The 11702-nt window shown below is 66.0% G+C and carries 17 protein-coding genes; 5 read left to right on the top strand and 12 right to left on the bottom strand.

What is annotated here, in order from left to right; translation table 11 throughout:
- The 3 genes from aspS to JNK68_10470 form a co-directional block, all read right to left on the bottom strand.
- Positions 1-1344, bottom strand: a 1344-nt coding sequence (gene aspS / locus JNK68_10480; protein ID MBL8540784.1) for an aspartate--tRNA ligase, incomplete at its 3' end; no start/stop codon positions are given.
- A 53-nt stretch (positions 1345-1397) separates the two neighbouring features.
- Positions 1398-2048 (bottom strand): DUF502 domain-containing protein, encoded by a 651-nt coding sequence (locus JNK68_10475; protein MBL8540783.1) that lies wholly within the window; start codon positions 2046-2048, stop codon positions 1398-1400.
- 34 nt (positions 2049-2082) lie between these two features.
- Positions 2083-2400: a zinc ribbon domain-containing protein gene (locus JNK68_10470; protein ID MBL8540782.1), complete on the bottom strand. Its 318-nt coding sequence runs from the start codon at positions 2398-2400 to the stop codon at positions 2083-2085.
- A 176-nt stretch (positions 2401-2576) separates the two neighbouring features.
- Here JNK68_10470 and JNK68_10465 point away from each other — a divergent pair, with 176 nt between their 5' ends.
- Positions 2577-2936 carry a phage holin family protein gene (locus tag JNK68_10465; GenBank protein ID MBL8540781.1) on the top strand — a complete coding sequence of 120 codons (360 nt, stop codon included), beginning with the start codon at positions 2577-2579 and terminating at the stop codon, positions 2934-2936.
- A 25-nt stretch (positions 2937-2961) separates the two neighbouring features.
- Here the strand turns inward: JNK68_10465 and JNK68_10460 are convergent, their stop codons facing one another.
- From JNK68_10460 to JNK68_10435, 6 genes are all read right to left on the bottom strand, one after another.
- Positions 2962-3345, bottom strand: coding sequence for a nuclear transport factor 2 family protein (locus tag JNK68_10460; GenBank protein MBL8540780.1), 384 nt, complete (start codon positions 3343-3345; stop codon positions 2962-2964).
- Between the two features lie 83 nt (positions 3346-3428).
- A complete protein-coding gene (locus JNK68_10455; GenBank protein MBL8540779.1) occupies positions 3429-4217 on the bottom strand; it encodes an anti-sigma factor in 789 nt (262 codons plus the stop codon).
- A complete protein-coding gene (locus JNK68_10450) occupies positions 4153-4761 on the bottom strand; it encodes a sigma-70 family RNA polymerase sigma factor (protein MBL8540778.1) in 609 nt (202 codons plus the stop codon). Before JNK68_10450 ends, JNK68_10455 begins: the two co-directional genes overlap by 65 nt.
- A gap of 36 nt (positions 4762-4797) precedes the next feature.
- Positions 4798-5172: a cupredoxin domain-containing protein gene (locus JNK68_10445; protein MBL8540777.1), complete on the bottom strand. Its 375-nt coding sequence runs from the start codon at positions 5170-5172 to the stop codon at positions 4798-4800.
- Between the two features lie 4 nt (positions 5173-5176).
- Positions 5177-6082, bottom strand: a complete 906-nt coding sequence (locus tag JNK68_10440) for a metallophosphoesterase (GenBank protein ID MBL8540776.1) — start codon at positions 6080-6082, stop codon at positions 5177-5179.
- 85 nt (positions 6083-6167) lie between these two features.
- On the bottom strand, positions 6168-6482 hold the full coding sequence (locus tag JNK68_10435; protein ID MBL8540775.1) for a hypothetical protein: 315 nt from the start codon (positions 6480-6482) through the stop codon (positions 6168-6170).
- 229 nt (positions 6483-6711) lie between these two features.
- Here JNK68_10435 and JNK68_10430 point away from each other — a divergent pair, with 229 nt between their 5' ends.
- The 3 genes from JNK68_10430 (at position 6712) to JNK68_10420 (ending at position 8078) form a co-directional block, all read left to right on the top strand.
- Complete coding sequence (locus JNK68_10430) at positions 6712-7035, top strand: hypothetical protein (protein ID MBL8540774.1); 324 nt, start codon at positions 6712-6714, stop codon at positions 7033-7035.
- 211 nt (positions 7036-7246) lie between these two features.
- Positions 7247-7684 (top strand): Hsp20/alpha crystallin family protein, encoded by a 438-nt coding sequence (locus tag JNK68_10425; GenBank protein MBL8540773.1) that lies wholly within the window; start codon positions 7247-7249, stop codon positions 7682-7684.
- A gap of 16 nt (positions 7685-7700) precedes the next feature.
- The gene (locus JNK68_10420) at positions 7701-8078 is read left to right on the top strand and encodes an Hsp20/alpha crystallin family protein (GenBank protein ID MBL8540772.1); all 378 of its coding nucleotides are present in this window, start codon (positions 7701-7703) and stop codon (positions 8076-8078) included.
- Between the two features lie 57 nt (positions 8079-8135).
- Here the strand turns inward: JNK68_10420 and JNK68_10415 are convergent, their stop codons facing one another.
- Positions 8136-9479: a GAF domain-containing protein gene (locus JNK68_10415; GenBank protein MBL8540771.1), complete on the bottom strand. Its 1344-nt coding sequence runs from the start codon at positions 9477-9479 to the stop codon at positions 8136-8138.
- 640 nt (positions 9480-10119) lie between these two features.
- Between JNK68_10415 and JNK68_10410 the strand changes: the two genes are divergently transcribed.
- Positions 10120-10641, top strand: coding sequence for a cytochrome C (locus tag JNK68_10410; protein ID MBL8540770.1), 522 nt, complete (start codon positions 10120-10122; stop codon positions 10639-10641).
- 51 nt (positions 10642-10692) lie between these two features.
- On the opposite strand, the gene JNK68_10405 is transcribed toward JNK68_10410, so the two are convergent.
- Positions 10693-11079 carry a hypothetical protein gene (locus tag JNK68_10405; protein MBL8540769.1) on the bottom strand — a complete coding sequence of 129 codons (387 nt, stop codon included), beginning with the start codon at positions 11077-11079 and terminating at the stop codon, positions 10693-10695.
- A gap of 200 nt (positions 11080-11279) precedes the next feature.
- On the bottom strand, positions 11280-11693 hold the full coding sequence (locus JNK68_10400) for a hypothetical protein (GenBank protein MBL8540768.1): 414 nt from the start codon (positions 11691-11693) through the stop codon (positions 11280-11282).
- Positions 11694-11702: the final 9 nt, after the last annotated feature.

Raw genomic sequence — 11702 nt, 5'->3', positions numbered from 1 at the left:
CCAGCGCTGCGCCTCGTCGTCGTACTCGAACATCGGGAAGTCGACCACCCACAGCGGCCGCCAGCCGGCTCGAGCGAATCCGTGCTCATGACCGATCTTCTGGCGCAGCGCGCCCATCGCGTCGTTCACGATCTTCGCGCGGTCCGCGCCGAAGAAGATGAGATCGCCGCTGCGCGCACCCGTGCGTTCGAGGATGGCAGCCAGCACCGGCGCCGGCAGGAACTTGACGATGGGCGACTGCAGGCCGGCTTCGCCGGGTTGCGAAGCGTCGTTCACCTTGATGTAGGCGAGGCCCTTGGCACCGTAGATCTTGACGAAGTCCGTGTAGTCGTCGATGTCCTTGCGCGACAGCTTCTCCGCGGCGCCGGGCACACGCAGCGCGGCCACGCGCCCGCCTGGCTGGTCCGCCGCCGCGCGGAACACCTTGAAGTCCACCGTCCGCATGAGGTCGGTCAGTTCCGTGAGTTCGAGCGGGACGCGCAGGTCCGGCTTGTCGGAACCGAAGCGCGACATCGCCTCGGCGTAGGAGATGACGGGGAAGGGGTCGGGAAGCGCGACGTCGAGCACTTCCTGGAAGAGGGTCCGGACGAGTCCCTCCATCAGCGCGCGGATCTCCGCCTCGCTCAGGAAAGAGGTCTCGATGTCGATCTGCGTGAACTCCGGCTGGCGATCGGCGCGCAGATCCTCGTCGCGGAAGCACTTGACGATCTGGTAGTAGCGGTCGAAGCCGGAGATCATCAGGAGCTGCTTGAAGAGTTGCGGCGACTGCGGCAGCGCGAAGAACTCGCCCGCATGCACGCGCGATGGCACCAGGTAGTCGCGCGCCCCCTCGGGTGTGGACTTCGTCAGCATCGGCGTCTCGATGTCGATGAAGCCGTGCGCATCGAGGTATGTGCGCGTCGCCATCGCTACCCGGTAGCGCAGGCGCAGGTTCTTCTGCATGGGCGAGCGGCGCAGATCGAGATAGCGATACTCCAGCCGCACCTGCTCGGAGAGGTTCTCGTCGTCCATCTGGAACGGCGGCGGCAGCGACGGGTTGAGGATCTCGATCGCGTGCGCCAGCACCTCGATCTCGCCGGAAACGAGATTGGCGTTGGCGGTGCCTTCCGGCCGCAGCCGGACCTTGCCGGTCACCGCGATCACGAATTCGCTGCGCAGCTTCTCTGCGATGCCGAAGGTCTCCGCGCGATCCGGATCGCACACCACCTGCACCAGTCCCTCGCGGTCACGCAGGTCGATGAAGATGACACCGCCGTGATCGCGGCGGCGGTGCACCCAGCCGCACAGCGTCACGACCTCGTCCAGACGGCGCTTCGTTACCAGTCCGCAGTATTCGGTGCGCATGAGAAATCGCCGGAGTGATGGAAAGCCGGAACGCGGAACGCGCCCGGGGCCGGTCAGTTGCCGGCGCTGGCCTTGACCCGCGGACGCGTCTGCCCGTCGTTGCGCGGACGGCCGCGCGGACCCGGCACGACCACGCCCATCGAGATGATGTACTTGAGCGCATCGTCCACGCTCATGTCGAGCTCGATCACTTCCGACCGCCGCATCATGACGAAATAGCCGCCGGTGGGGTTGGGTGTGGTCGGCACGTAGACGCTTACGTACTCGCCTTCCAGGTGGTTGGCAACATCGCCGCCCGGCGTGCCCGTGAGAAAGGCAATGGTCCACGAGCCATCGCGCGGAAACTGCACCAGCAGCGCCTTGCGGAACGCCTGCCCCGAGGGCGAGAGCAGGGTGTCGCTCACCTGCTTCACGCTGGAGTAGATGGACTTCACGAACGGGATGCGTGCAAGCAGCCCTTCCCACAAGAGCAGCAGCCGCTCGCCGATGAAGTTGCGGGCGAGCATGCCGGTCAACAGGACGACGCCGAGCGTGAGCACCACGCCCAGCCCGGGGATCTTGACGCCGATCAGCCGTTCCGGCCGGAGACTGTCGGGAAGGAGGAGCAGGCTCTGGTCGAGCGTGCTGATGAGCAGGTGCAGCACCCACAGGGTGATGACCAGCGGCACCAGCACCAGAAGGCCGGTTATGAGATAGCGTTTCACGCGGATTGCGTTCGTCAGAGTGGGGACAGGCAGTTCAGTTGTGACACGCGCAGGCGCTGCCGCACGAGCCGGCGGGCTTCGCATCGTCCGCCTTCGACTCCTTGGGCTCCGTCGACTCGGCGGGCTTCTCGTCCGCCTTGCTCTCCGACTTGGCGGCAGCGGGCTTGGAGCCGTTCTTGAAATCGGTGGCGTACCAGCCGCTGCCCTTCAACTGAAAGCCGGCGGCGGAGATCAGCTTGGAGAAGCGCCCGCTGCCGCATTGCGGACAGGTCGCGATCGGGGCATCGCTCACCTTCTGCAGAAACTCGCCGCGATGGTTGCAGTCCTCGCAGCGATACTCGTAAATCGGCATGCTAACCTCCTGAAGACGCGTGACTGGCCGAAATTATAGCGGAATTTCAAGCAGTAACCGGACCCAGATGGAGGCGGCGCGGGGTTTTTGCAAGAGGCCGTCGCAGCCCGGAACGACCGGGGCGTCGACGTCGATGCGCAAGCGGCTACAATACCGGCCGGGAAATCGCCGTCGCCATGAAGACGCTCATTCGCTTTGTTCTTTTTTGGGGTGTGAACACGCTCTCGCTGTGGGTCGCCGATGAGATCTTCGAGGGCATTCGCTTCGCCAGCACCGAATCCCTGCTCTTGTCCGGTCTCGTGCTCGGCATCGTGAACACGCTCTTAAGACCGATCCTCGTCGTGCTGACCCTGCCGATCACCATCCTCACCCTCGGCCTGTTCCTGCTCGTGATCAACGGTCTGACGCTGTACCTGACGGCACGAATGGTGAGCGGCTTCCACCTGGAAGGCTTCGGCACGGCGATCGGCATCGCGCTCGCGGTGTCGATCATTTCGTTCCTGCTGAACTCCCTCCTCCGCACCGGAGAGAAGTAGCGCTGCGCTACGACGGTCGGGTCTCCTACGACCAGAAGCGATCCTCGGCCTGCTCGTCACCCTGGAATTCGCGGAACGCGGTAATCCTTCCGTTCGCGAGCCGCCAGACATGCACTTCCGCAAATGCCGCGGTGCGATCGTTGCGTTCCGCCGTTACCGTCACCAGCGCAACTACGACATCGCCTTCGCCGAGAATGTGCTCGACGTCGATGGCCAGGCTGCCGCCGCTCAGTGCGAGCGAGCGCTCGAAGAAGCCGACGATCTCGCCATGCCCCCGGTAAGTGCCCGACAGCGGACTGTGACCCGGCACCTGCCAGACGATCGATGCGTCAAAGACTTCGAGTACCGCGCGAACGTCGCCCTTCGCGAAGTCGTCGTAGACTTTGCGGATCAAGGTCGCATTGCTCATTGCAGCTCCTATCGCAGAGTGTCGCTCAGGCGAACTGCCTGTTATCACTGTGACATCACTGTGACCGAAATTGGAAGGCGATCTCAACCGGCTTTCGGCGCCTGCCCACGCAGGGCATCGACGAGTTGCATCAGCTCCTTCGCATTCAGGTCTGAAATCACCCAGTAGGCCATGCCGCCGCCCGCCCAGTTCACCAGATGATAGCCTTGGCGCGACTGGGTGCGCACCGCACCTGTGTCGTGCACAGCGGACGGCCAGACATAGACGTTGACGAGGTGCTGGCGGTGGCGGTAGACGAGGGCGGCGACCGTACGGTGATCCACGTAGTCGAGCCGACCGCCCACCAGCGGGAAACCGAGCTCGGTGAAATCGCCCACGGTCGGCGAGAAATCGAGCTTGCCGCTGAACCAGGGTTTGACGGTGTGCTGGTCCGACGACGTCACGTCGGCGATGTGGCTGGCCATGAGCGATCGCACATGGCTCGCGACGATCTGATCGCCGACCATCTCGTCCGCCGACGGCAACGCCTGATACAGAAGAGCGCTCCAGACGAGCGCGACCACCCCCGCGAGCGCGCCGCCCAGTCCCAGCCACGTGGCGGATACCGACCAGCGCCACTCGCGCCGCCGCGATGACGCGAGGGTCCTGTCCTCGGCCGGCAACGCGGTAGCGATCCGCGCCGCGAGATCGCCCGGGGCGTGGTAGTAGGTGACGTGCTTCTTCACGGCGGCGCGCACCCGACTTTGCTCCATGAACTCTTCCTGACATTGCGGACAGGCATGCAGATGCCGGTCCATCTCGATCGCCTCAGGCAGGCCGAGTTCCCGGTCCACGTGAGCCGGAAACAACTCCCGTGCCTCTCTGCAATCCATTGCAAGACTCCTTGTCGAGCTCTTGAAGACACCGCACGAGCAGCTTGCGGCCGCGCGCGAGCCGCGACATCACCGTGCCGATCGGAATGCCGGCGATGCTGGCAATCTCCCGGTATGACAGCTCCTCCAGTTCGCGCAGAACGAGTACCTCGCGAAACTCCACCGGCAGCCGCTCCAGCGCCGCATCGAGCAGACGCCGGTCTTCGTGGTGTGCGAAGATCGCCTCCGGGTCGACGTGCGTCGCATCGGCCGCAGTCGCCGAGGGTCGATCGGCGTCGGCTTCATCGTCGAACGGCAGCGTCTCCTGCGCGCGACGCTGCTTGAGCCAGGTGAAGGCGGTGTTCCGCACCACGGCCAGCACCCAGGCACGCCCGTCCTCGCCGTGGAAGCCGTCGAAGAACCTGAAGGCGCGCAGATAGGCTTCCTGGACGATGTCTTCGGCGTCCGGGTCGCTGCGCACGAGCCAGCGCGCAAGGTTGTACGCGGCGTGCAGATGCGGCAGCGCGAGTTCCTGAAAACGCCGGCTACGGTCCGGTTCACTCATGGTCGGGGGCGAGGCTTCGCTCTTTGGCCGCTCGAGCTACGAGCCCTCGGTGACCACGATCGTTCCCGTCATCTCCTCGTGACCACTGCCGCAGAAGATGTCGCAGTAGAACGCGAACGTCCCGGCTTGGTCCGGCACCAGGCGCACGCGCGCGACCTGCCCGGGAACGATGTCGGCGCGCACGCCGAGTTCCGGCGCGTTGAAGCCCATCGTCACGTCGCGCGTGGTGAACTCCAGCACGACAGGCTCGCCTTTCCTGACCCGGATCTCGGCGGGGGTGTACTGGAACCGCTCGGCGACCACTGTCACGACCCGCTCTCCGGGCTGCGCGGTCACGAAGTGCGCAACGCAGGCGGTGGCAAGAGCAAAGACGAGCGTCACGAACCTGAGCTGATAGGCCTTGAGATCCATGACGTTAGCCCTCCGAGACCGGAAACTCGGCCAGCGAATACCTTGCGTCCGGTGCGCTCGCCTCGACGGTCCGCCAGCCCAAGCCCCGGTAGGGCTGCGCCGGGTCCCACGGCAGCGGCGCACGCTTCGGCTGCGACCCGGGCGCGGGCAGCGGAAACATGAGGGACTTCGCGGCGTGATGTTCGATGTGCCCGGTCGTATGGTGATGGGCCTGGTGGATGTGGCCGTAGAACACCGTGACGTTGGGATGCCGCAGGAGCAGGTCGACGGCCTGGGCGCCATCGCGCGTGGCCCAGTCCCACTGCGGATAGAGATCGAACAGCGGCCGATGCGTGAAAACGACGATGCTGGCGTCGTTCGGAAGACGCTCGAGATCGTTCGCCAGCCACTGCAGCTGCGCGTCGCCGATCTGTGCCGCGGGGTCGGAGACGTTATCGAGCACGATGAAGTGCACGCCCTTGTGGTCGAAGACGTAGTGCGTGTCCCCGAAGAATTCTCGATAAGCCTCCCCGCGATCGAGCGCCGCGTCGTGCTCTCCCGGCATGAAGCGCACCGGTTTCGCCTTGAGCCCGCTCACGATTTCGCGAAACTCCGCGAGCCGCTGCCGGCGCTCCTTCGGATCGTCGGTGGTGTGGGTGAGGTCGCCGGTGAACATCACGAAATCGGGCTGTCGGGCGAGGCCATTGACGGCGGCCACCGCCTTGCGCAGCGTGCCTTTCGCGTCGGGGTTGGGCGGGCCCTCGAACCCCCAGTGCACGTCGGACAGCTGGACGAAGAAGAAATCGTCCCCGGCCGGCACGCCGGGGCGTTGCGCCGCGGCGGCAAACCCGCTCAGTCGAGACGCGAATACGGCACCCCCGCCCAGCGCCGCGAGCTTCAGGAAATCACGCCTGCCGATTCTGTCGACCATGTTGCTTCCTCCAAGTGTCCATCCTGCCCCGACAGGCCGGGATGCCACGGTCCACCGACGATTGCAGACCCGGTCACGTCGGTGTTCAGTACGTGCCGGCGCGCGAAGAGCCGTCCGGCGCGCCCGACCTTCCCGCCGTGCTCGGGGCGGCGCCGAGCGTGCGTTCCTGCCGGCTAGCTTCCCTGGCTCGGGCGGCAGCGGCCGATGCGTTGTCAGATGTCCCCATGGACTGGTACGACTGGTCTGAAGAACTGCCCGAGCGGAAGTCGTATCCGTCGGTCTGCTCCAACTGCCGCATGACCCAGTCGGCGTCGCCCGCCGCCTGGGTGACGACCGGCGTGGCGGCGAGGGTCAGGGTGGCGAGAACCGCGGCAGCGGAAACCTTGTGGCTTGATCGCATTTTGAATCTCCTTCGGGTGGTGTTCGGACAAAGTGCTTTGAGCGCAGCGTCCGTACCCTGCAATACCGTCTTGGAGGCGCCCTTATTCCCGTCGTCCGCTTCCGACCGAAGCCCGTCGCGCCGAGTGGGCGACCAGCGGCGCGGCACGCTCCTTGCCTTTTTCGTCCCGCGGCGAAAGACGGGCGCCACGCGAACTCCGACAGAACCAGACCACATGAGAGGGCGAACCATGAAGGTGTTTCGGAAGGTGTCTGCGCTACTGCTGGTGGCATGGGCCGGTGCTGCGCACGCCGGTGACATCGACGGCGGTGCGGTGATCGGCGGCGGCCTGGGCGGCGCGGCCGGGGCGGCGGTGGGCTCGGCGGTGGGCGGGAAAACCGGCGCGATCGTCGGCGGCGGTCTGGGCGGTGCGGCCGGCGCCGCGATCGGCAGTTCGGTCAATCAGCCCAAGCAGAAGACCGTCGTGCAAAAGGAAGTCGTCTACGTTCGCGATGGCCAGTGCTGGCCGCCGGGTCACTGCAAGGGCAAGCACCGGCATCACGACCACGACTGACAGGACATCGCCGCTCCACGACAGCGGCCCCACTTCTTAAGACGGCGCCTCGGTCTCGAGGCGCCGTCTTCGCTTTACCTCCCGCAACAATGTGTGCCCGAGCCCGGGTCATCCGGTTGAAATCCCGGTGCCTCGTCCACACCTTCGGATTACGCAAACACCGGGACCACACTCCCGGGTTCACATGCCCCGTCTTCGAAGGAGGATTACGATGTACCGTTCACTGTTCTCACGTGATGTCTTTGCCGAACTCGACCGCCTGCAGCGCGACATGCAGCAGGCATTCGATATCTCCCCCAGTATCCGCGGCTTCGGGCGCGGCGGGTTTCCCGCGCTGAACGTCGGTGGCACACCGCAGTCGGTGGAGATCTACGCATTCGCTCCGGGGCTCGATCCCGCGAGTCTCGACGTCAATCTGGATCGCGGCGTGCTGACGATCTCCGGCGAGCGCAAGCCGACCCTGCCGGCCGCGGAGGAAAAAGCGGCCGTGCACATCAACGAGCGCTTCAGCGGTCGCTTCAGCCGGGTGGTCAGCCTGAGCGACGATCTCGATCCCAATGCCGTGTCGGCCAACTATCGCGACGGTGTCCTGCACGTGAGCATCAAGCGCCGCGAGTCGGCCCAGCCGCGCCGCATCACTGTCCAGTAAATCAGGAGGAAAGACCATGAGCGAAAGATCAGCAGTAACCCGGGAAACCCAGGCACCCCGCGAGACGGGTCTGGTGCCGGCAGTCGATGTGATCGAGGACAGCACGGGCATCACGCTGTACGCGGATCTGCCCGGCGTGTCGAAGGACGGGCTCAACGTGCACGTCGAAGCCGACACGCTGACGGTCGAAGGGGCGCTGAGTGTCTCCGTTCCGGAAGCGATGGAGGCGAGCCACGCCGAGGTCGCCCTGCCGCGCTACCGGCGCGTGTTCACGCTGAGCAAGGAACTCGATACCGAGAAGGTGTCCGCAGAGCTCAACCAGGGTGTGCTCAAGCTGCGCATCCCCAAGGTCGAGCAAGCAAAGCCGCGGCGCATCGAGATCAACGTCGCGTAATTCCGAGCGCTACCGGGGCGGGACGCCATCGTCGCAGCGGCGCCCGCCCCGCCGTTTTCACGTCGCTTCGCTCAAGCGCAGCGGCCGCTCCACGCGCAGGCGAAAACGACCACGGCCGGTCTTCTCGATCGCGACGAAGTCGCAGCGCTCTGCCAGCCGACGCTGCAGGAGAATGAGCCGCGCGTCCAGGTTGTCGGTGATATCCGGCAGCTTGAGCGAGGCATCCAGACGCAGTTCGCGGTTGGTGAACTCCATGCGACCCGCCGCATGCTCGCGCAGGAGCTTCCAGATGATGGCGCCCGCCACGCCCTTGATCAGGTAGTCGTTGTCCACGAACACGCTGTGGTCGGCGGGAAAATGTCGGACCTGCGCCGGGGCGCCGGAAGAAGCGGCGGGCTTTGCGCCCGCTGGCGACCGCGCGATCTCTCCAGGCTGTTCCGCGCTGCGCGACAGGAAATCGATGCACAGCGCGAGATGCGCCGCCAGGACCACCAAGGCGTCCTCGTGCTCGTAGGTGAAGCGCTGCTCGTGCGGGCTCTCCACGTACAGCACACCGAGCAGCCGGTCGCCGAGCATCACCGGAACCGCCATCTGGCTGCCGGCCTCGGCCAGCCCCGGGAACGGGATTTCGGTTTCCAGCGCATCGGCAGCGGCACTTTCCGCGAACCGCTGGCGTGCCGCCAGGCTGTAGCGGTATTCCTGCACCGCGTAGCCGATACGGATGGGGGTACGCGCCGCCGCGGCCACGCCCAGGATGCCTTCGCCCATGCAGATCTCCGAACCGACGCCGGACTCCGCATAACCTCGCGTGGCGACCGTAAAGAGCCGCCGGCCGTCCCGTTCAGGCATTAGCACCATGGCATGTTGGATGTCCAGCCAGGTCTCCAGTCCCGCCAGCAATGTATCCAGCAGACGGTCGAGATCGGCGCAGGATGCGAGGGCAGTCGAGCAGGCGCGCAAACCCGACAATGGTTCCGCGCGGGACGATGCCTCCAGCCCGGCCGCCTCGGTCACCGCCTCCACGTCGAGCACGCGGTAGACGTCGGAACCCAATAGCCGGAAGACCTTGCTCATTCCGCTGTGCGAGGCGATGGCCGCCAGCCGGGCCTTCATGTTCTCGAACAGCGGGCCCGCGGTTTCGGTGCGCAGGTATTGCAGCCGCAGCGTGAAATGCGCGGCGGTGTCGGGGTCCAGCACTTCAACCGTCGCGCGGCCGTTCTGCAGGATGTTCTCGCGCGTCTTGTTGAAGAACTGATAGGACAGCGCGACGTGCCCGTCGTCGACGAACTGCACGTGCGACAGCTTGGTGACGTTCGGCGTGCCGTCCGCCGCGCAGGTGGCGATGCAGGCCGGCACTGCACCCTCGAAACAGCGCCGCAGGGCGCGCAGGCTTATCGTCACAGGCGCATGCCGGCCTTCGGGTCTGATCGAACGCTGCGTTCGGCAGGAAGGCCACCGCGATCGCTTCGTCGCCCGCTGGCTGCGTGAGCGACCGCGCGAAGCGCTCGTGGTAGCCCAGCGCCACGATTTCCGCGGCGAACATCGCAGCGTACGCCAGCATGATCTCGCGGTCCCCTTCCGCCAGCGGTTGAATGCGCCCGCGCATGCCTTTGAGCTGCAGTGTCTCGTGGGTCTTGGGGCGGCTGAATACGACGGCAATCGCAGCCCCTGCCGCGAGGTCGCGCAGGACCGCCTGCGCCCGCTGCATCGACAGCAGGATCACGACTTCGCGCCGGTCCGGCGTCACCCGACAACCGAAGCCGCGGGCGATGGAGGGAATGCCGATGGCGTCGTGCGAGGCGGCGTTGATGGCGACCGGACCGCCGAGAAAGGCGGCTTGCGTCGCGGTGAGCTGCAATGGGACGGGTGGTTGGGAATGCATCGCGCTACGGGAACGACCACGGCGCAATGTTGCACGGATTGGCTCGCCGGTGCCAAGCCGTCCTTTAGGGTTTTCTTAAGGTTTATTAAGGGAACATTTAGCGACGCGCCCGCAACGCCCGAAGTAATCTGCTCTCCATTCAACTGGAGGGCATTCACCATGAACATCCGTAACCTTGCCGTTGCCGCCGCGGGCGGGCTGTCGCTCCTCGCAAGCAGCGCCTCGGCGACCGGCACCGACGCCGAGAATCGCCTGATCGAACGCGGCAAGTATCTCGCCCGGGTGAGCGGGTGCAACGACTGTCACACGCCGGGCTACATGCAGTCCGACGGCAAGGTCCCCGTCCAGCAATGGCTTACCGGCAGCGACGTGGGATTCCAGGGCCCCTGGGGCACAACCTATCCGGCGAATCTGCGCCTGCTGGTGAGCGACATGACGGAGGCAGAGTGGATCCAGCGTGCGCGCACGCCGATGCGGCCGCCGATGCCGTGGTTCAATTTGAGCTCGATGTCGGATCGGGATCTCACCGCGCTCTACCGCTTCGTCCGCTCGCTGGGTCCTGCCGGTGCGCCGACGCCGAAAGCCGCCGCGCCCGGCGAGAAGGTGGCAACGCCGTACTTCGAGTTCACGCCGAAGAACCTGCCGGCGCCGTCGGTGCCGGGGGAGCAGGCGCGGCGCTAGCAGGCCCCCGCCTCGAGCGGGCCGGGGTCCGGCGCGGCAAGAGGGAAGATCTCAGCAATACGGGATGGGATGCTTGCTGAGCCAGTGCTTGTCGCGCGTCTCGCCGATGCGTCTGCCCGCGCCACGCGCCATGGCCGACGTGAGGGGCCGCGTCTTCCACGCGAAACTGCCGCCGTAGCCCATGATGGCGCCGAGCAGCACGCCGGCGATGACGCCGCGCACCGGCCGGCGATCGTCGGCCAGCGCACCGAGGACGGCCCCGATCATCACGCCGATGGTGCCTGCCTGCCAGGCTTCCTGTGCCGCCTGCGTGACGAGATCGTTGGTCGATTCCGCTTCGAGGACGGACTTGCGCCCTTCCTTGGCCCCTTCGAGCCCCGATTCCACCAGTTCCTTGCTGTAGGCAAGATTGTCCTTGACCGTATCCGAAATGTTCATCGCGTAACGCTCCTCTGATTATCCAATCAGGCTGCCTCCGCCGTTGCCTGGTTCTGCGCACCGGCAGGACCGGCGATTCGCTGTCGCCTAAGGAATCTCTGATTAGGATCGACGGCGGAAGTGCTCGTTCAACCGTACCACGCCCTCCGCAGCCGCTCAAGGTCGCATGCGGTGGCTCGGCCTGTGCGGCGCGAGCGGCCTCAATTGCGGGGCGGTGGAGGCGGCGGATAGTATCCGGCTGACGAGGCCGCCGGCGCCGGCGCGACGAAGTTGCCGTAGACAGGAATGCGGTTGCCCTTGGCGTACATGCACTGCAGGTAACTGTTGTCATAGCGCTGCTGCACGGCATAGTAAGCCCCGCTCGCGTAGCCGGTCCCGGCTGCAGTACCGACGACGAGCCCCGTCCCGGCGCCCACCGCCGCACCGCTTCCGCCGGCGATGGCACCGCCCGCCGCCGCGCCGATGGCCGTTCCCACGACAGCGCTGGTCACCGCTGCATTCTGCCCTGCCTGCTCGGCGCCCGCGCCCCCCACGGACTGATAGGCAAACTGTCGGCACACGGCATCGTCGTAGCGAAACTCGTCGAAGCTCTTTCCTGTCCCGGGTAACGACATCATGCTCGG

The organism is Betaproteobacteria bacterium (assembly GCA_016791345.1).
In the GTDB taxonomy this organism is placed as follows: domain Bacteria; phylum Pseudomonadota; class Gammaproteobacteria; order Burkholderiales; family JAEUMW01; genus JAEUMW01.
The sequence above is the reverse complement of the archived record's forward strand: the minus strand, read 5'-3'. Positions and strand labels throughout refer to the sequence as shown.